A 21,372-nucleotide genomic window follows, 5' to 3' on the forward strand; every position below is an offset into this window, starting at 1 on the left:
CCGTAGGGTGGACGGGTGCGCCGGTTCAGTCTGTGGCTGCGCGGAAAACCGCTGATCACCGATTCGGCGGTCGCGCTGCTGTTGTTCGTCATCGATGTGCTCGCCCTGAGCAACAGTCAGTACAAACCCACCTACCTCGTGCTCAGCGTGCTGCTGCCGCTGCCGATCGTGTTCCGCCGCACCCACACCCGCGCCGCCGCGGTCGCCATGGTGGCGCTGTCGATGCTCGGCTCGCTCGTGCACTGGACGGTCGGCGACCACGCCGTGCACCCGGCGCTACTGGGCCTGGGCATCATGCTCTACACCCTGGTCGCCTACGTCGGGCGCCGCCAAGGACTCGTCTACCTGGTCATCCTGGTGCTCGACGGCTTCCTCGCCGCGGCCGCCGTCGGCAAACCACAGGGCGCCGACATCGTCTTCAACGCCCTCTTCTACGCGCTGTGCTGGACCCTGGCCGAATTCGTCGGCGCCCGCCACGCCTACGACGCCGAGGTCGCCGCCCGCCTGGCCGTCGCCGACTACGACCGCGAACGCCGCGCCCACGACGCCGTCGCCGCCGAGCGCACCCGCATCGCCCGCGAACTGCACGACGTGGTCGCGCACGCGGTCAGCGTCATCATCGTCCAAGCCGACGGCGCCCGCTTCGCCCTGCGCCACGACCCCGACACCGCCGAACAAGCACTGTCCACCATCGCCGGCATCGGCCGCGAGGCCCTGCGCGAACTGCGCCGCACCGTCGAACTGCTGCGCACCGACCATGCGCCCGAACAACTTCCGCAACACGGCACCGCCGGCATCGCCAAGGTCGTCGAGATGATGCGCAGCGCCGGCCTCGAGGTCACCCTCGAACTGCGCGGCGAACTCGACGCCGTCACCCCCGAGGTCAGCCTCGGCATCCACCGCATCGTGCAGGAATCGCTCACCAACACCCTGCGCCACGCGGGCCCGGACCCGCAGGCCGACGTGCGTGTCACCCGCCGCGACACCGACGTGCTGCTCGACATCACCGACACCGGCGGCGCCCCGCTCACCACACCCGAACCGGGCGGCTGCCCCTCCGCCTCGGCCACGCGCTCGCTCACCCCGGCCCGCATCCCCGGCAGCGGCCTCGGTCTGGTCGGCATGCGCGAACGCATCGCCGTCCTCGGTGGCACCCTCACCGCGGGCCGGAACCCGCACGGCGGCTGGACCGTCCGCGCCACCATCCCCCTCGAACGCGCCGACATCCTCGACTGACCGGCCCCACCTGCACCGACCGGAGCCGTCCGCCGGCGGCTCCGCCCTGTCCGCCGTGCGCGCCCGGCGGCCGGATAGGTTGGGGGCGTGCCGATCACCGTGCTCGTCGTCGATGACCAGGAACTCATGCGCGCCGGATTGCGGATGGTGCTCGGCGCCCACCCCGACATCGAGGTGGTGGGGGAGGCCGACAACGGCGCCACCGCCATCGCGCGCGCCACCGAACTGCGGCCCGACGTGGTGCTCATGGATGTGCGCATGCCGATCACCGACGGCGTCACCGCGACCGCGCGGATCATCGAATCCGGGTGCGGCAGCCGCGTTCTGGTCATGACCACTTTCGACCTCGACGAGCACGCCCTGGGCGCGCTGCGCGCCGGCGCCAGCGGCTTCCTGCTCAAGGACACCCCGCCCGAGGACCTCATCTCCGCCATCCGCAGCGTCGCCGCCGGCGACGCCGTCGTCTCACCCAAGGTCACCAAACGCCTGCTGGACCGGCTCATCGCCGAGGACCCCGCCGCCGGCCGCGACCCGGGCCTGCTCGAGGTCCTCACCGCCCGCGAACGCGAAGTCCTCGAACACATCGCCGCCGGCCGCTCCAACGCCGAGATCGCCGGCGCCCTGTTCCTGTCCGAGGCCACCGTCAAGACCCACGTCGGCCGGGTGCTCACCAAACTCGGCCTGCGCGACCGGGTGCAGGCCGTGGTCCTGGCCTACGAAACCGGCCTGGTCCGCCCCGGCGGGGCCTAGCCCGATGTGACCGGTGCCGCACCCGGGAGAAAATCCGGGGCGTCGCGCGTTGCAGGGGGTAGACCGATCGAAAGGATCGCCTGATGCCTGCCCTGTTGTTCCTCGCCTGGTTCGCCGCCGAGATCGCCACCCTCATCGGGGTCGGCCACCTCATCGGCGTGTTCCCCACCATCCTGCTGCTGCTGGCGGGCTCGGCCGTGGGTCTGGTGCTGGTGCGCTCGCAGGGGCGCCGCGTCTTCGAAGGGTTCCGGCGCGCCGCGCGCGGCGAACTCGAACCGAGCACCGCCGTCGCCGACGGCGCACTGGTCGGGGTGGGCGCGGTCCTGATGTTCGTGCCGGGCCTGCTCACCACCGCCCTCGGACTGCTGGCGCTGCTGCCGTTCACCCGATTCCTGCTCCGCCCGGTCGTGGCCGCCTTCGCCGCCCGCCGGCTGAACCGGGTCGCCACCGCCGTCGGACCCTACGGATACCGCAATGTCGTGATCGACCCCGACGGGGAGGTCATCGACGCGACCGTGGTCACCGAGTACTACGACGACGGACAGGGCAACGGCTACAAGATGATCGATCCGCGCTGAGCGCAGACCGCCGCGTCGCCCGCTGAGCGGGAACGACCACGTCATCCCTACCGGCCGCGGGGCCGATCACCACACCGGTGATCGGCCCCGCGCCGTTGTACCCGGGCCGCGGTGTCCGGCGGGCAGAGATCTCCTGGTCACACTCGGCGAGTGCGATTGCCGCGGCGGGCGGCCCGTGCGGCAGACTGGGCAGTCGTGAGTACCCAGTTGCTGGTCGGCGGCCGTATCTACAGTTCGAGCAATCCCGACGCGACGGCCATGGCCGTCACCGACGGAACCGTGGTGTGGGTCGGGCTCGACAAGCCGGGGCGCGCGCTGCACCCGGACGCGGAGATCATCGAACTCGACGGGGCGTTCGTCGCACCCGGATTCGTCGACCCGCACGTGCACGTCACCGCCCTGGGGTTGAAACTGACGGGACTCGATCTGGCACCGGCCGGTTCACTCACCGAATGCCTGGAACTGGTGCGCGACTTCGCCGCCACGCACCCCGACGGCGTCGTCCTCGGCGAGGGCTGGGACGAAACCCGCTGGAGCGAAGCACGACCGCCCACCCGCGAGGAACTCGACGCCGCCGCACCCGGACGCCAGGTGTATCTGGCTCGCGTGGACGCGCATTCGGCCATCGCCTCCACCGCACTGCTCGACGCGGTCGCCGGGATCACCGAGGCGAGCGGCTTCACCCGCGGTGAGCCGCTGCGCGGCGACGCCCACCACCGCGTGCGCGCGGCCGCCCTCGGCGCGCTGAGCCGCGCACAACGCGACACCGCGCGACAGGCCGCCCTGGACTCCGCGGCCGCCAACGGGGTTGTGGCCGTACACGAATGCGCGGGACCGGAGATCTCCGGCGCCGACGACGTGCGCGAACTCCTCGACTTCGCCCACGGCGTCGAGGTGCGCGCCTACTGGGGCCAAGCCGTCCGGACCGCCGACGAAGCCCGCACGCTGGTCAAGGAACTCGGCGTGCACGCCCTCGGCGGCGACCTGTTCGTGGACGGGGCCATCGGCTCGCACACCGCGTGGCTGCGCGCACCGTATGCCGACCGCGACACCGTCGGCACCCCCTACCTCGACGCCGAAGCCGTTGCCGCACACGTGCTCGCCTGCACCGAGGCCGGTATCCAGACCGGCTTCCACGTCATCGGCGACGCCGCCATGGACGCCGTCGTCACCGGATTCGGGCGCGCGGTGGACGCGCTCGGCGGCCCGGCCGTCGCCTCCCGCGGGCACCGCCTCGAGCACGCCGAGATGATGACCCCCGAACAGATCACCGCCCTCGCCGCCTGGGGCGTGATCGTCAGTGTCCAACCGGGATTCGACGCCGCCTGGGGCGGCCCCGACGGCATGTACGCCACCCGCCTGGGCGCCGAACGCGCCGCCACCCTGAACCCGTTCGCCGCCATGGCCGCCGCGGGCATCTCCCTCGCTATCGGCTCCGACGCCCCGGTGACCGCCCTGAACCCGTGGGAAGCGTTGCGCGCCGCGGTCAATCACCGCACCCCCGGCCACCAGATCTCCCCGCGCGCCGCCTTCGCCGCCGCCACCCGCGGCGCGTGGCGCGCCGGCGGGGTCCGCGACGGCGTCGCGGGCACCCTGGTCCCGGGAGCCCCCGCCTCCTACGCCATCTGGGATTCCCGCGACCTGGTCGTCGCCGCGGCCGCCGACACCGTTCAGCGCTGGTCCACCGACCCCCGTTCCCGCGTCCCGGGCCTGCCGCCGCTCACCCCGGACGCGACCCTGCCGCAGTGCCTGCGCACCGTGCACCGTGGGGTCACCATCCATGAAGCCTGACACCGAGCCCGGGAACGCCTCGGCCGCACCGGCTTCCGGCGGCCCCGAATCAGGGACCGATGAGTCCGGGGCACGTCGCGCGACGGCGGACAACGTCGGCGCATCCGGTGATGGTGCCGCCGGCGTGAACGGCACCGGTCAGCAGGGCGCCGCCGCACTGGAAGGCGATGCCGCCGTGGCGGGTTCGGGTTCCGAGCATGACGCGGCTGCCTCACGAGCAGGTGATGGTTCGGGTCCTATGGGCCGGATGGTCGCGTTCGCCCTGGCCCGGCCGCGGCTGACGCGGCTGCCGGCCGCGGTGGTGTCGGGGCTGTTGTTGTACGCCAGCTTCCCGCCGCGGACGCTGTGGTTCCTCGCGCCGGTGGGGATCGCGATCCTGACGCTCGCGGTGCGTGGAACGGCCCGGGCGCGTGCGGGATTCGGGTACGGGTATGTGGCGGGGCTGGCGTTCTTCCTGCCGCTGCTGCCGTGGACGGGGATCTATGTCGGGCCCGCGCCGTGGATCGCGCTCTCGGCGGTGTGCGCGGTGTATGTGGGCTTGTTCGGGCTGTTGACCCGCTGGGTGGCGGAGCTGCCGGGGTGGCCGCTGTGGGTGGCGGCGGTGTGGTCGCTGACCGAATGGTGCCGCGCCAGTTTCCCGTTCGGCGGGTTCCCGTGGGGGAAGCTGGCTTTCGGGCAGGCCGACGGCTGGTACCTGCCGTACGCGATGGTCGGTGGCGCGCCGCTGGTGAGTTTCGCGGTGGCGCTGACCGGTACGGGGCTGGCGGGCCTGGCCGTGGGGTCGCTGCGCCGGCTCACCGCGCGCGGCGACGATAGCGGAGGAGTGGCCGGGACCACATCCGATTCTCCCAGATGGGGAGTACTGCGTCTCACATCCTGGAACCGGATTGTTGCTGCGGCAATGCTTGTGGCTATAGTTCCCCTCGCCGGAGTGATCCTCCGGACCGCGCTGCCCGGCCCGGAGGACGGCAACCGGCCGATCACGGTCGCCGCCATCCAGGGCAGCGTGCCGCGCCTGGGCCTGGACTTCAACGCCCAGCGCCGCGCGGTTCTCGACAATCACGTCAAGCGCACCGAGGAACTCGCCCGCGACATCGCGGCCGGGAAGGTCCCGCAGCCCGACGTGGTCATCTGGCCGGAGAACTCCTCCGACATCGACCCGCTGCGCAATGCCGATGCGGCCGAAGAGATCTCCCAGGCCTCGGTGGATGTGAAGGCCCCCATCCTGGTGGGCGCGGTCCTGGTCAACGCCGACCGCACCACCACCAACTCGGTCATCGTCTGGAACGGTGCGGCCGGGCCCGGGGAACGGCACGACAAGAAGATCATCCAGCCCTTCGGCGAATACCTCCCGTACCGCGAGTTCTTCCGGCACTTCTCCGAATACGCCGACCGCGCGGGCTATTTCGTGCCCGGCCACGGCGACGGCGTGGTGCACGTCCGCACCGCGGGCGGCCCGGTCGCGATCGGGGTGGCCACCTGTTACGAGGTCGCCTTCGATCGCGCGTTCGAGGAGTCGGTGCGCGCCGGCGCGCAACTGTTGACCGTGCCGTCCAACAACGCCACCTTCGGCCGCTCCGAGATGACCTATCAGCAGCTGGCCATGTCGCGGGTGCGCGCGGTGGAACACGGGCGCGCCGTCGTGGTGTCGGTGACCACCGGCGTCAGCGCCATGATCACCGCGGATGGCGAGATCCGGCAGCAGACCCCGCAGTTCGAGCCCGCGGCGCTGGTGGCGACCTTGCCGTTGCGTGACAACCTGACCATTGCGTCGCGTTTGGGACCCGCGCCGGAGGCTGTTGTGTGTATTCTGGCCGCGGCTGCTACAGCGGCCGCGCTGATCCGCAGGCGCAACCGCACCCCGCGCGGGTGAGATCTGGAACGGTTGCGACCGGGCGGAGAGCCGGACCGATCATCCGGCGTGGTACCGCGGGCACGTGTGTGAGGGCCGTCCCCGCGTCGGCGACGTAGATTCGCCGGTTTTCCTCAGTTCGCTACCGTGTTGCCTGGACTTGTCGGATTCTCGATACGTCCGAGATTGCGCCATTCGTTATGCGAGTTGTACGCATAGTGCGAGGTTTGCTATGAGGTAACTGGACTAAAATTTCGTTCCGCTCACGCTGTTTGTCGCGGACAACTCGAGATCACCACCGATCCGGTCGGCGGGATGCTCCGAATCATAGGACGTGGATCACGTCCTACGGCTCGCGCATGCGCGCGCACGCCGGGATTCCAGGACCTGGTGATCGATTTTCGGGGCTCGGGGAGTTGCGTCTATCAGCGTCAGAACGGAGTGTTTGATGAGTTCATTGGCCACCGACCGTGTCGACCAATGTTCTTCGGGTGAATTCTCGGCCCAACCTTTCGTACTCTCTCCGGCGCAGTCAGCCCTCTGGTACGCCCAGCGGATCAGGCCCGACATCCCGCTCACCATCGCGCAATACGTCGAGATCCACGGCGACCTGGATGTCGGCCGCCTGCTCTACGCCATCGAACGCTTCGGCGCCGAGACCGAGGTCGGCCACGTCCGGCTGCTCGAGATCGACGGGGTGCCGCACCAGCTGGTCGACCCCACCTGGCGGCCCGGCTGGGGGCGCGTCGACCTGCGCGGCGAAGCCGACCCGCGCGCCGCGGCCGACGCCTGGATGCACGAGCACGCCAGCTCGCCCATCGACATCGAACACGACCCGCTCACCATCAACGTGGTGCTGCAGCTCGGCGACGCCGACTGGATCTGGTACACCCGCGGGCATCACATCGTCATCGACGGCTACGGCGCCATGAACGCCACCACCCGCGCCGCCGAGATATACACCGCCCTGGAGGACCGGACCGAACCCGTCGTCTCCCGCGCCACCCCGCTCGCCACCATCTACGGCGACGAGAACCGCTACCGCGACACCACTCGCTTCGTCTCCGACGGCGACTACTGGCGCAGCCAGCTCGAAGGCGTCGGCGAACCGATCACCCTGTCCAGCAACGGAACCCTGGCCGCGGTGTCCGACGGCGGCCGCCGCAGCGCCACCGCCGTGCTCACCCCCGAGGTCGAGGCCGCCATCGAGGCCGCCGCGACCGCGTTCGGCTCCAACAGTTCGGCCCTGTTCGTCGCGGCCCTGGCCGGATACGTGCGCGCGGTCACCGGCACCCAGGACGTGGTGCTGAGCCTGCCCGTCTCCGCGCGCACCACCGTGGCCCTGCGCCGTTCGGCCGGCGTGGTGTCCAACGTGGTGCCCATCCGCGTGCGGTTCACCGGGAACGACACCGTCGCCGACACCGTGCGCGCCATCGAACTGCAGATCACCGGCGCGCTGCGGCACCAGCGCTACCGCAGCGACGACATCCGCCGCGACTGCGGCTACTCGCGCGACTCGCGCGGCTTCTTCGGTCCCATGGTCAACCTCATGCTCTTCCACAGCGAGCTGAAGTTCGGCAGCCTCATGGGGTCGATCAACGTCCTGTCCACCGGCCCGGTCGAGGACCTGTCGATCAACCTGTACAACGGCCTGGGCGACCGCATCCACATCGACTTCGAAGCCAACCCGCGCCTCTACGGCGACGATGAACTGTCCATGCACCACGGCCGCTTCCTGGACTACCTGTCCCGATTCGTCAGCGCCGCCCCCGACACCGTCGTCGCGGACATGCCGGTGCTCACCGATCTGGAACGCGAACGCGTTCTGCGCGAATGGAACTCGACCGAGGTCCCCCGCCAGGAGGGCACCCTGGCCGGGCTGTTCGCCGACCGGGTCGCCGGCTCCGCCGACCGGATCGCCCTCGACTTCGAAGGCGAGACCCTCACCTACGCCGCCCTCGACGAGCGCGCCAACCGCCTGGCCCGCGAACTCATCGAGCGCGGCGCCGGCCCCGACATCCAGATCGGGCTGGCCATCCGCCGCAGCCTGGACCTGCTGGTCGGCATGTACGCCATCGTCAAGGCCGGCGCGGCCTACCTGCCCATCGACCTCGACCACCCGGCCGACCGCATCACCGCCGTCCTGGACCAGGCGCGCCCGCTGTGCGTGCTCACCACCGCCCGCGACGGCATCGAACTGCCCGGCGGCGCACCACGATTCGACATCGACACCGCCGACACCGCCGCGCACTCGGGCGAGCCCGTCACCGACGCCGACCGCACCGCCCCGCTGCGCGCCGACCACCTCGCCTACGTCATCTTCACCTCCGGCTCCACCGGCAAGCCCAAGGGCGTGGGCGTCAGCCACGCCGCCATCGTCAACCGGCTGCGCTGGATGCAGCACGCCTATCCGCTCGACGCCGACGACGTCGTGCTGCAGAAGACCCCCGCCACCTTCGACGTGTCGGTGTGGGAGTTCTTCTGGCCCTTGCAGATCGGGGCGCGCCTGGTCATCGCCGCCCCCGACGGGCACCGCGATCCCGGCTACCTGGCCCGCGTCATCGCCGAACAGGGCGTCACCACCGCGCATTTCGTGCCGTCCATGCTGTCGGTGTTCCTCACCGACACCGAGGTCGGCGACTGCACCGGCCTGACCCGCGTGTTCTGCAGCGGTGAAGCGCTGCCCGCGGCCACCGTCGCCGAATTCCACGCCGCCCTGGGCACCGGACCCGAAGCGCCGCAACTGCACAACCTCTACGGCCCCACCGAAGCCGCCGTCGACGTCACCGCCTGGCACTGCACGCCGGGCAGCACCGAGGTGCCGATCGGCGCGCCCGTCTGGAACACCCGCACCTACGTGCTCGACGCTCGCCTGCAGCCCGTCGCCCCCGGCGTCGTCGGCGAGCTCTACCTGGCCGGCGTCCAGCTCGCGCGCGGCTACCTGGGTCGCGCCGCCCTCACCGGCGACCGGTTCGTCGCCGATCCGTTCACCCCCGGCGAGCGCATGTACCGCACCGGCGACCTGGTGCGCTGGCGGGCCGACTCCGGTGCGGGCGTGCTGGAATACCTGGGCCGCAGCGACTTCCAGGTCAAGGTGCGCGGCCTGCGCATCGAACTCGGCGAGATCGAGGCCGCCCTGCTCGCCGACACCCGCGTCGCGCGCGCGGTGTGCGTGGCCCGGCGCGGGCGCGGTGGCGACGAACTCGTCGGTTACGCGGTCGCCGCCCCCGGCGTCGAGGCGCTCGACCCGGCCGAGCTCACCGCCGGGCTGCGCCGCAGCCTGCCCAGCTACATGGTGCCCGCGGTGCTCATCGTGCTCGACGAACTACCGTTGAGCGCCAACGGCAAGGTGGACCGCAAAGCGCTGCCGGAGCCGCCCGCGGGCGCCCGCCGCCCCGACCGGCCCGTCGCGGCGCCCAGCACCGCGATGGAACGTCAGCTCACCGACATCTTCATCGAGGTGCTCGGCACCGACGAATTCGACGTCCAGGACAGCTTCTTCGACCTGGGCGGCAACTCGCTGACCGCGGCCCGCGCCATGGCGCGCGTCAATGCCGCGCTCGGCGCCTCGCTCACCATCCGCGACCTGTTCGAAACCTCCACCATCGCCGCGCTGGCCGCCCGGCTCACCGCCGCGCAAAAGGACGGCAGCGCCCGCCCCGAGCAGGCCTCGCCGCAACTGGTGGCCGGGTCGCGGCCGCACCACATTCCGCTGTCGCTGGCCCAGCAGCGGCTGTGGATCCTCAACCGGTTCGCCGAGCACGCCGCCGCCTACAACATGCCGTTCGCGGTGAAACTGACCGGGCCACTGGACATCGCGGCCCTGCGCGCCGGACTCGTCGACGTGCTCGAACGGCACGAGAGCCTGCGCACCACCTTCCCCGACACCCCCGACGGGCCCTGCCAGCTGATCCACGCGGCCACCGAGATCCCGCTCACCCTCGACCCGATCGACGCCACCGCCGGCGGCGACGCGGTCGGGTTGGCCACCGAATTCGCCGGGTACGGTTTCGATCTGCGCAGCCAGGCGCCCGTGCGGGTGGCCCTCTACCGCATCGGCCCCGACACCCACCTGCTGCTGGTGGTGCTGCATCACATCAGCGGCGACGGCTGGTCGGTCGACCCGCTCACCCGCGACCTGATGACCGCGGTCGGCGCCCGCGCCCAGGGCAACGCGCCCCACTGGACCCCGCTGCCGGTGCAGTACGCGGACTTCGCGCTCTGGCAACGGGAACTGCTCGGCGACGAGGCCGACCCGGCCAGCGCCCTGGCCCGGCAGCTGGCCTACTGGCGGGCCGCCCTCGCGGACCTGCCCGACCTGCTGGACCTGCCCCTGGACCGCCCGCGCCCGCGGCAGCGGTCCACCGACGGCGGGACCGTCGAATTCACCATCCCCGCCGAGACCCGCCGCACCCTGGGCGCCGTCGCCGCCGAGCGCGGGGTCAGCACGTTCATGGTGCTGCACGCGGCGCTGGCCGTGGTGCTCGCCCGCCTGTGCAACACCGGTGACATCGCCATCGGCACCCCGATCGCCGGGCGCAGCGATCCCGCGCTCGACGATCTGGTCGGCATGTTCGTCAACACGCTGGTACTGCGCACCCGGGTCGACCCGGCCGCCGGATTCGACCGCATGCTCACCGAGGTCCGAGACACCGACCTCAACGCCTTCGCCAACGCCGACGTGCCCTTCGAACGGCTCGTCGAGGTGGTGAACCCGGAGCGCACCGCGGCCCGGCACCCGCTGTTCCAGGTCATGCTGTCCTACGACAGCAGCCCCGAACTGCGCGTCGATCTGCCCGGCGTGGACTCCGAGGTGGTGCCCCTGGCCACCGACATCGCCAAGTTCGATCTGCAGCTGACCGTGCACGAACCCGCCGGAGTGCCCGGCGAGGGAGCCGTGCTGACCGCCGAATTCGGCTACGCCGCAGATGTTTTCGACCGCGCGACGGTGGAGGCCATCGCCCGCCGCTTCAGCGCGGTGCTGGCCGCGGCCGTCGCCGACCCGTCCCTGCCGGTCGGTGATCTGCCCCTGCTGGATGCTCGCGAGACCGCGAGATTGGTGCCCATCATGGGTGCCCCCGCCGAACCCGCCACCACCCTGGCACGGCTGCTCACCGACACCGCCGAACGGCTGCCCGACGCGGTGGCCGTGCGCTACCGCGGCGAGGACACCACTTACCGCGAACTCGACGAACGCTCGAACCGCCTGGCGCGGGTACTGATCGAGCACGGCGCCGGCCCCGAGGTGGTGGTGGCCGTCGCGCTGCCGCGCAGCCTGGACAGCATTCTCGCGGTGTGGTCGGTCGCCAAGACCGGCGCCGCGTACGTGCCCATCGACCCCGACTACCCGTCCGACCGCATCGCGCACATGCTCGCCGATTCGGGCGCCATGCTCGGCATCACCAATGCCGAACGGAGCGAGGACATGCCGACCTGGCCCGGCAGCCGCGGCCGGCACCGCAAGAGCTATGTGGACTGGCTGCTGCTCGGCTCCGAACAGCTCGCCGCGGAATGCGCGCAGTTCCCCGACACCGCCGTCACCGACGCCGACCGCCACCACCCGCTGCGCACCGGCGGCCCGGCCTACCTCATCTACACCTCCGGCTCCACCGGCAAGCCCAAGGCCGTCGTGGTCACCAACACGGGCATCGCGTCGCTCGCGCACGAGCAGATGCACCTGTTCAAGGTCACCGATTCGGCTCGCACCCTGCACTTCTCGTCACCCAGTTTCGACGCCTCGGTGCTCGAACTGCTGCTCGGATTCGCGGCCGGAGCCACCATCGTGGTCGCGCCGGCGGGCGTCTTCGGCGGCGCCGAGCTCGCGCGCATCCTGCGCGAGGAGCACGTCACCCACGCCTTCGTCACACCCGCCGCCCTGGGCACCGTCCCCGCGGCGGAACTGCCGGAGCTGGAGGCCGTCATCGTCGGCGGCGAGGCCTGCCCCGAGGACCTCGTGAAGGTCTGGACCGCACCGGATTCGCGGCCCGGCCTGCCCGCCCGGCGCATGCACAACATGTACGGCCCGTCCGAGGCCACCGTCGCCGCCACCGCCACCGGACCCATGGTGGCCGGGCAGCCGGTCCCCATCGGCCTGCCCGTGCGGGGCATGCGGCTGTTCGTCCTCGACACCCGCCTGCACCCGGTGCCGCCGGGCGTGGCGGGGGAGCTGTACCTGTCCGGGCCCGGCCTCGCGCGCGGCTACCTGGGCCGGCACGGCCTGACCGCACAGGCCTTCCCGGCCAACCCACACGGCCGCCGCGGTGAACGCATGTACCGCACCGGCGATCTCGTGGTCGCCGACGGCACCGGGCAGCTGCGCTTCCTGGGCCGCGCCGACCACCAGATCAAGATCCGCGGCTTCCGCATCGAACTCGCCGAGATCGACCATGTGCTCGCCGCGCACCCGGGTGTGACGTTCGCGCTCACCCTGGTGCACCACGACGAACGCGGAATCCCGCGCCTGGTCGCCTATCTCACCGCCGACACCGCGCTCGACCCGGCCGCGGTGCTGGAAACCGCGCGCGGGCGGCTGCCCGGCTACATGGTGCCCGCGGCGCTCGCCGTGCTCGACGCCATGCCCGTCACCCCGTCGGGCAAGCTCGACCGCAAGGCGCTGCCCGCACCCGAATTCGTGGCCGCCGCACCCACCCGCGCCCCGGAAACCGAACTGGAACAACAGGTCGCACTCGTCTTCGGCGGCATCCTCGGCGGGCTCGCGCCCGGCGCGGAGGACAACTTCTTCGAGATCGGCGGCAACTCGCTGCTCGCGACCCGCCTCACCGCGGCCCTGCACGCCGAGTTCGGGGTGGAACTGCCGGTGCGCGAGATCTTCGAAGCGCCCACCGTGGCCGGCGTGGCCGCCCGGCTCGCGGCGGTCAACACGGAGGCGCCCCGGGAGCAGCGTGTCGCGCTGGCTGTGCACTCGCCGCGCCCGGAGCGCGTACCACTGTCGCTGCCGCAACAGCGACTGTGGTTCCTCAACAGGTATTCCCCGGAATCGAGCGCTTACAACATCGCATTTGTCCTGCGGATCGACGGCGATCCCGACCTCGACGCCTTGCGGGCCGCGCTCGCCGACGTGGTGGAACGCCACGAGGTGCTGCGCACCGTCTTCCCCGAGGACGAGCAGGGCGCCTACCAGGTGGTCCTGGACACCGCGCGCTGCCTGCCGGTGCTCGACGCGGTCGAGACCGACGACGTCGGCGCACGCACGGCGCTGCGCTCGCTGGCCCGGCGCGGCTTCGACCTGGCCCACGAGATCCCGCTGCGCATGACGTTGCTGCGCACCGGAACCCGCCGGCACCTGCTCGGCATCGCGCTGCACCACATCGCCGCCGACGGCTGGTCGCTGGGCCCGCTCACCCGGGACCTGGCCATCGCCTACGCCGCCCGGCACGGCGGCGCGGCCCCCACCTGGACGCCGCTGCCGGTGCAGTACACAGACTTCAGCCTGTGGCAGCGCGAGGTCCTCGGCGCCGACACCGACGCCGAGAGCGCCGCGTCCGCCCAGCTCGCCTACTGGCGGAACGCGCTGGCCGATCTGCCCGAGGAACTGCCGCTGCCCTACGACCGGACCCGTCCGGCCGAACCCAGCGGCCGGGCCGGAACGGTGCGCTTCGAGGTGCCGGAGGCGTTGCAGCGCAAGCTCGCCGAGGTCGCGCGCGCCCACGGCGTCAGCATGTTCATGGTGCTGCGCTCTACCCTGGCCGTGCTGCTGCGGGTGGTCACCGGCGGACGCGACGTCGTCATCGGCACCCCCATCGCCGGGCGTACCGACACCCGCCTCGACGACCTGGTCGGCATGTTCGTCAACACCCTGATCCTGCGTTCGGACGTGGACCCCGACCGCAACTTCGCCGAACTGCTGCAGGCCGACCGCGACACCGAACTGGCCGCCATGGCCAACGCCGAGGTGCCCTACGAGCGGGTCGTGGAGGAACTGGCCGCCAGCGACGACCGGCAGCGCCGCTACGGCGCGAGCCCGCTGCTGCAGGTCGCGCTGACCGTGCAGGACACCCCCGCGCCCGCGCTGCGACTGCCCGGACTGTCACTGCAGGCCGAGGAGCTCGACATCGCGCTGGCCAAGTTCGACCTGGAACTGCGGGTGCTGCCCGGCCTCGGCGCCGACGAGCGGGTCTTCGAATTCGTCTACGCCGCCGAACTGTTCGAGCAGTCCACCGTCACCATCCTCGCCGAACGCCTGGTCCGGGTGTTCGACGCGGTCACCGCCGACGCCCGGGTCCGGGTCCGCGACATCGACGCGCGCACCGAACTCGAACGCCAGATGTTCACTCCCGCCTGGGGTCCCGCGCCGGAACCGCAGTGCAGCCTGGCCGCCTACTTCGCGGCCACCGCGCACCTCAACGCGGACCGGGTGTTCCTGAGTTTCGAGGACACCGAACTCACCTACCTGGAATCCGACGTCTACTCGAACCGCCTGTCGCGGGCGCTGATCGACCGCGGCCTGGGCCCCGGTGATCGAGTGGCGCTGGGCCTGACCCGGTCGGTGGAATCGGTGCTGGCGGCGCTGGCCGTCGCCAAGTGCGGCGCCGCATTCGTGCCGGTGGACCCCAACTATCCGGCGGATCGGGTGCGGCACATGCTCACCGACTCCGGCTGCCGGGTCGGCATCAGCATGACCGAGCACGCGCCCGCCCTGCACGCCGCCGCCGGCGACCACCCGGTGGACTGGCTGCTGCTCGACGACGCCGAACTCCTCGACGAACTCGAGGTGCTCGACGACGAGGCCATCACCGACGCCGACCGCATCAGCACCCTGTGGACCGCGGACCTCGCCTACATCATCTACACCTCCGGCTCCACCGGAAAACCCAAGGGCGTGGCCGTCACCCACGGCGGTCTGTCCAACTTCGCCGACGAACTGCGCGAGCGCATGCGGTCCGACCGTGACTCGCGGACCATGCACTTCGCGTCCCCGAGCTTCGACGCGGCCATCCTGGACCTGCTGCTGGCGATCGGTGCGGGCGCGACGATGATCATCGTCCCGCCCGACGTCTACGGCGGCGACGAACTGGCCGCGCTGATGGACCGCGAACGGGTCAGCCACCTCTTCATGACCCCCGCGGCCCTGGCCACCATCGACCGCGACCGCTGGGAGCTCCCGCACCTGCGTTCGGTCATGGTCGGCGGCGAGGCCTGCGGACCGGAACTGGTCGCGCGCTGGGCGCCGGGCCGCCTGATGTTCAACGGCTACGGACCCACCGAGACCACCGTCGTCATCACCATCGCCGGACCGCTCGCCGCCGGGGAACCGGTCACCATCGGCAACCTGGTGCGCGGCGCGCGGGCACTGGTCCTCGACGAACGGCTGCGCCCGGTCCCGGTCGGCGTCCCCGGTGAGCTGTACCTCGGCGGACAGGGTTGCGCGCGCGGCTATTTCGACCGCCTCGCGCTGACAGCCGCCCGCTTCGTGGCCGACCCGTTCGGACCGCCCGGTGCCCGCGTCTACCGGACCGGCGACGTGGTGCGCTGGACCGCCGACGGCGACATCGTCTACCTGGGGCGCAGTGACCACCAGGTAAAGGTGCGCGGGTTCCGTATCGAGCTCGGCGAGATCGACGCCGTGCTCACCGCGCATCCCGCGATCCGCTTCGCGCACACCGAGGTCCGCGAGATCGCCGGGGTGCGGCGCATCGTGTCGTTCGTGCTGCCCGCCGACGGCGCGGCCACCGAGCTCGAGCAGCTGCGCGCGCATTGCGCCGAACGTCTACCCGCGCACATGGTTCCGAGCTCGCTCACCGTGCTCGACCGCATTCCGCTCACCCCCGTCGGCAAACTCGACCGTGACGCGTTGCCGCAGCCCGCGGCCGTCGTCGTCACCGTCTCCCGCGAGCCGGAGACCGACACCGAACGCCTGGTCGCCGAGGTGATCGGCGAACTGGTCGGGACGCAGGGTGTCGGCGCGGACGACAGTTTCTTCGAGATCGGCGGAAACTCGCTGCTGGCCACCCAATTGGTGGCCCGGCTGGCCACGGCCACCGGGGTGCGGCTCGAGGTGCGCGCCGTGTTCGCCGCACCCACCGTGGCCGGACTGGCCGCCGCGCTGGACGCCGGCACCGCCACCGCGGACCTGCGCCCCGAACCGCGCCGCCGCACCCGGCCCGCCCGCATCCCGCTCTCGGCCGCGCAGCGCCGGCTGTGGTTCCTGGAGCAGTTCAACGCCTCCGGGGAGCACGGAGAAGCGCTGGGCGCGTACAACGTTCCGGTCGCCCTGCGCCTGCACGGCGAACTGAACGTGGCGGCCCTGCGCGCGGCCCTGCACGAGGTGCAACAGCGCCACGAGACGCTGCGCACCGTGTTCCCGGAGATCGACGGCGAACCCTGCCAGCAGATCCTGGAACCCGGCGACGCCGTGATCGGGCTGCCGGTGCGCACGGTCACCGAAGCCGAGGTGCCCGCCGAGATCCGCCGCGTCACCGCCAACGGTTTCGACCTGGCCACCAGTGTGCCGGTGCGCGCGGCGCTGCTGCGCCTGACCGGCAGCCCGACCGAGCACGTGCTGGTGCTGGTCGTCCACCACATCGCCATGGACGGCTGGTCGCTGCAACCGCTCGCGGCGGACGTGGCCGCCGCGTACCGGGCGCATGTGGCCAAGCAGAGCCCGGAATGGCCCGAACTGCCCATCCAGTACGCCGATTACACGCTGTGGCAGCAGGACGTGCTGGGCAGCGAGGATGATCCGGAATCGGTGATCAGCCGCCAGCTCGACTACTGGCGGCGCGCCCTGGACGAGGTGCCCCCACTGCTCGCGGTGCCCGCCGACCGGCCCCGCCCGCCCGCGCCGACCTATCGGGGCGGCACGGTGGACTGCACCCTCGACGCGTACACCCACCGCGAATTGCGGTCGCTGGCAGCCGAACACGGGGTCACCATCTTCATGGTGCTGCACGCGGCCCTGGTGACGCTGCTGCATCGGGTGACCGCCGGCGACGACATCACCGTGGGCACGCCCATCGCCGGGCGCGGACACCCCGCGCTGGACCGCCTGGTCGGCATGTTCGTCGGCACGCTGGTGCTGCGCACCCGCGTCGACGGCGACATCACCTTCGCCGACCTGCTGCGCACGGTCCGCGACACCGATCTCGAGGCCTTCGCGCACGCCGACGTGCCCTTCGAGCGGCTCGTCGAGGTGCTCAACCCGGTCCGCTCGCAATCGCACCATCCCTTGTTCCAGGTCATGCTGTCGGTGCAGAACCAGCCGGCGCGGGTGCTCGAACTGCCCGGCATGCGGATCGAGGCCGACGACGCCGACCCCGGCATCGCCAAGTTCGACCTGCAGTTCACCCTCACCGAATCCTGGACGGCAGCTCGCGAACCCGACGGCATCACCGTGTCGGTCAACTACGCCACCGACCTGTTCGAGGAGGTGAGCGCGCACCGGCTGGCCCAGCGGTTCGTGCGGCTGCTCGGCGCGGCCGCCTCCAACCCGGCCACCGCCGTCGGCGATCTGGAACTCCTCGACGCCGCCGAATGGTCGGCGCTGGCGCCGGTGCGCGGCACCGAACCCGGGCTGCCCATCACCTTCCCGGAGGTGTTCGAGGCCGCCGCCAACCTGAACCGGGCGGCCATCGCGGTTCGCTCGGCCGGCACCCAGATCTCCTACGACGCCCTCGACCGCTGGACCAACCGGCTCGCCCGGGTGCTCATCGGCTACGGCGTCGGACCCGAAACCCTGGTCGCCATGGGCATTCCGCGCTCGGCCGAATCGGTGGCGGTCACCCTCGCCATCGCCAAGGCCGGCGCCGCCTTCGTGCCCGTCGACCCCGGCTACCCGGAACAGCGCATCAGCCACATGCTGCTGGATTCCGGTGCGGCCGTGGGCATCACGCTCTCCACCCATCGCGAGCGCATGCCCGACGGGGCCAACTGGACCGTGCTGGACTCGCCGTCGTTCCGGCGTCGCGTGCTGGCCACCTCCGACGCCCCGATCCGCGACGGCGAACGCACGAACACGCTGCGCATGGACCACCCGGCCTACGTCATCTATACCTCCGGGTCCACCGGCATCCCGAAGGGCGTCGTCGTCACCCACGGTGGTCTGTCCAACTTCGCCGCCGAGACCGCCCAGCGGTTCGACGTCGGGCCCGGCTGCCGCGTCCTGCACTTCGCCACACCGAGTTTCGACGCGGCCATGCTCGACACGCTGTTCGCGCTCGGCGGGGCGGCGACGCTCGTCATCACCCCGCCCGGCGTGGTCGGCGGCGATGGGCTGGGGCGGGTGTTCGTCGAGGAGGGCATCACCCATGCCTTCATCACCACCTCGGCGCTGGGCACCGTCGACCCGACCGGCGTGACCGCGCTGCGGCACGTCCTGGTCGGCGGTGAGGCGCTGCCGCCGGACCTGGTCACCCGGTGGGCTTCCGGCCGCAGGCTCTACAACGTGTACGGGCCCACCGAAACCACCATCGTGACGGTGATGTCGCAGCCCCTGACGCCCGGCGGGCAGATCTCCATCGGCGGACCCATCCGCGGTGTCGGCGCGACCGTCCTGGACGCCCGCCTGCACCCGGCGCCCGCCGGGGTCACCGGTGAACTGCACCTCGCGGGCGTGGCCCTGGCCCGCGGCTACCTGCGCCGCCCGGGCCTGACCGCGCAACGGTTCGTGGCCAACCCGTTCGGCAAGCCCGGCGCCCGCATGTACCGCACCGGCGACCTGGTCCGGTGGCTCGAACGTGACGGCCGCGCCCAGGATCTGGAATACGTGGGCCGCACCGACCACCAGGTCAAGATTCGCGGCTTCCGCATCGAACTCGGCGAGATCGACGCGGCGCTGGCCAAACACCCGGCGGTGGAGTTCGCGACCACCATCGGGCACCGCACCGCGGCCGGCTCCACCGCGCTGGTGGCCTACGTGAAGCCGCGCACCGGAACCGCGCCCACCACCGCCGAACTCACCGCGCACGTGGCCGAACTGGTGCCCAACTACATGGTGCCGCAGTCGATCATGCTGCTGGACCGGTTGCCGCTGTCGCCGGTCGGCAAGCTGGACCGCAAGGCGCTGCCGGAACCGGTGTTCGCGGCCCGCGAGGGCTACCGGGCGCCGTCCGGGCCGATCGAGGAGGCGCTGTGCGCGGCCTTCGCCGAGGTGCTGGGCATCGAGTCCGACCGTCGGGTCGGCGCCGACGACGGGTTCTTCGAACTCGGCGGCAACTCGCTGCTCGCCACCAAGGTGGTGGCGCACGTGCGGGCCGCCGGCATCGACCTGCCCGTGCAGGCCATGTTCGGCGAATCCACCCCGGCCGCCATCGCCGCGCGCCTGACCGCCGCCGAGGGCGACGCCGGGGCCGCGCTGACCGCCGCCCTGGGCCCGGTGCTGCCGCTGCGTACGAGCCCGGATTCGACGGTGCCGCCGCTGTTCTGCATCCACCCGGCGATCGGCCTGTCCTGGTGCTTCGCCGGACTGCTGGCGCAGCTGCCGCCCGAACGGCCGGTGTACGGCCTGCAGGCGCCGCACGTCTCCGGCGAGAACAGTCACCGCTCGATCGGGGAGGCCGCGAAATACTATGTGGCGCACATGAAGTCGGTGCAGCCACACGGTCCCTACCAGGTGCTGGGCTGGTCGCTGGGCGGGCTCATCGCCCATGAGGTGGCCGTGCAGCTGCAGGAGGGCGGCGACGAAGTCGCGCTGCTGGGCATGATGGACAGCTACCAGCTCTCGGATGAATTGCTCGACCAGGCGGTGCCGTCGGTGGCGTCCATCATCGCCGAATTCGGATCCGACCTGCTCGCCGGCGACGCCGACCTCGATCCGCGGATGACGCTGCAGGAGGCGGCCGAACTGCTGCGCGGCCGCGCCGGGCCGTTCGCGGCGCTCACCATCGAACACCTGGAACGGCTCTACACCGGATACGAGAACGGTGCGGCACAGGCGCACGGGTTCACCCCCCGCGTCTTCGACGGCGACCTGCTGTTCTTCACCGCCGCCGACGACGAGATCAACCGGGCCGACCCGCAGCGGTGTGCCGCCGCCTGGCAGCCCCACGTCACCGGCGCGGTGCACGACCAGCTGGTGCGCTGCACGCACGCCGGCATGACCACGCCCGAATCCCTCGCCGTCATCGGGCCGGTGTTGCGGGATCAGCTGGCGGCCATCGAAGCCCGGCGGGAAGGGACGCGATGAGTCTGGCCGTGGAAGTCCAAGGGCTGGTGAAGTATTACGGCAAGGTGCGGGTGCTCGACGGGATCGATCTGGAGATCCCGTGCGGCACCGTGATGGGACTACTCGGGCCCAACGGCGCGGGTAAGACCACCACCGTGCGCATCGTCACCACCCTCTTACGCCCGAGCTCGGGCAGCGTGCGCGTCGCGGGCGTGGACGTGCTGAAGCATCCGGCGCGGGCCCGTACCCGAATCGGCCTGTCCGGGCAGTACGCGGCCATCGACGGCAACCTGTCCGGGTTCGAGAACCTGCGCATGGTGGCCCGGCTGTACGGCATGAACCACAAGGACGCCGCCGAACGCGCCACCGAACTGCTCAGCGTGCTCGGCCTCGAACAGGCGGCCGGGCGGCGGGCGGGCACCTACTCCGGCGGTATGGCGCGGCGGCTCGACCTGGCCGGGGCGCTGGTGTGCCGGCCCCCGGTGGTGGTCCTCGACGAACCCACCACGGGCCTGGATCCGCGTGGGCGACTGGACATGTGGCGCGTCATCGGCGAACTCGTCGACGACGGCACCACCGTCCTGCTCACCACCCAGTACCTGGAAGAGGCCGACCTGCTGGCCGACCGCATCACCGTCATCGACCGCGGGCGCGTCATCGCCCGCGGCTCGGCCGACGAACTCAAGACCTCCATCGGCGGCGACAAGCTCACCGTCACCCTCGCCGCCGGACAGCATCCCGCGCCCGCCCGGCGGGTACTGGCCGGGGTCGGTATCGGCGAACCCGGCTTCGACGAGGCCGCCGACACGCTGACCGTGGTGGTCGGCGACGGCACCCGCACCATGGTCGAGGCGCTGCGCCGCCTCGACGACGCCGGGGTGTGCGTGCTCGACGCGACCGTGCACCGGCCCAGCCTCGACGACGTATTCCTGTCCCTCACCGGCAAATCCGCCGAATCCAGAGCCGACCTGCCCGTCCCCGAGTCCGTCCAAGAGGAGATCCTGTCGTGACGACCCTGCCCGCCGACCCGGAAGCGCCCCCGGCCG

At 71.6% G+C, this 21,372-nt stretch carries 7 protein-coding genes; all 7 read left to right on the forward strand.

Annotated elements, in window-relative coordinates; all coding sequences use genetic code 11:
- Positions 1-15: 15 nt before the first annotated feature.
- The 7 genes from ACYVKL_RS28855 to ACYVKL_RS28885 all read left to right on the forward strand — a co-directional run bounded on the left by ACYVKL_RS28855 (position 16) and on the right by ACYVKL_RS28885 (position 21,336).
- Positions 16-1,236: a sensor histidine kinase gene (locus tag ACYVKL_RS28855; RefSeq protein WP_379166276.1), complete on the forward strand. Its 1,221-nt coding sequence runs from the start codon at positions 16-18 to the stop codon at positions 1,234-1,236.
- An 87-nt stretch (positions 1,237-1,323) separates the two neighbouring features.
- The gene (locus ACYVKL_RS28860) at positions 1,324-1,986 is read left to right on the forward strand and encodes a response regulator (protein ID WP_379166277.1); all 663 of its coding nucleotides are present in this window, start codon (positions 1,324-1,326) and stop codon (positions 1,984-1,986) included.
- An 83-nt stretch (positions 1,987-2,069) separates the two neighbouring features.
- Positions 2,070-2,564, forward strand: a complete 495-nt coding sequence (locus ACYVKL_RS28865; RefSeq protein ID WP_213555789.1) for an FxsA family protein — start codon at positions 2,070-2,072, stop codon at positions 2,562-2,564.
- 195 nt (positions 2,565-2,759) lie between these two features.
- Positions 2,760-4,355, forward strand: a complete 1,596-nt coding sequence (locus ACYVKL_RS28870) for an amidohydrolase (RefSeq protein ID WP_379166278.1) — start codon at positions 2,760-2,762, stop codon at positions 4,353-4,355.
- Positions 4,356-4,602: 247 nt separating this feature from the next.
- Positions 4,603-6,228, forward strand: coding sequence for an apolipoprotein N-acyltransferase (gene lnt / locus ACYVKL_RS28875; RefSeq protein WP_379166709.1), 1,626 nt, complete (start codon positions 4,603-4,605; stop codon positions 6,226-6,228).
- Positions 6,229-6,655: 427 nt separating this feature from the next.
- Positions 6,656-20,347, forward strand: coding sequence for an amino acid adenylation domain-containing protein (locus tag ACYVKL_RS28880; protein ID WP_379166279.1), 13,692 nt, complete (start codon positions 6,656-6,658; stop codon positions 20,345-20,347).
- Entirely contained in the window at positions 20,344-21,336 is a 993-nt protein-coding gene (locus tag ACYVKL_RS28885; protein WP_379166281.1) for an ATP-binding cassette domain-containing protein, read from the forward strand. The genes ACYVKL_RS28880 and ACYVKL_RS28885 overlap by 4 nt, the downstream gene beginning before the upstream one ends.
- Positions 21,337-21,372 lie beyond the last annotated feature (36 nt).

This window comes from Nocardia tengchongensis, assembly GCF_054781395.1.

Coding starts and splice junctions, on each gene's coding strand:
- lnt (WP_379166709.1), top strand. CDS start 4,603: ATGGTCGCGTTCGCCCTGGCCCGGCCGCGGCTGACGCGGCTGCCGGCC.
- ACYVKL_RS28885 (WP_379166281.1), top strand. CDS start 20,344: ATGAGTCTGGCCGTGGAAGTCCAAGGGCTGGTGAAGTATTACGGCAAG.
- ACYVKL_RS28865 (WP_213555789.1), top strand. CDS start 2,070: ATGCCTGCCCTGTTGTTCCTCGCCTGGTTCGCCGCCGAGATCGCCACC.
- ACYVKL_RS28880 (WP_379166279.1), top strand. CDS start 6,656: ATGAGTTCATTGGCCACCGACCGTGTCGACCAATGTTCTTCGGGTGAA.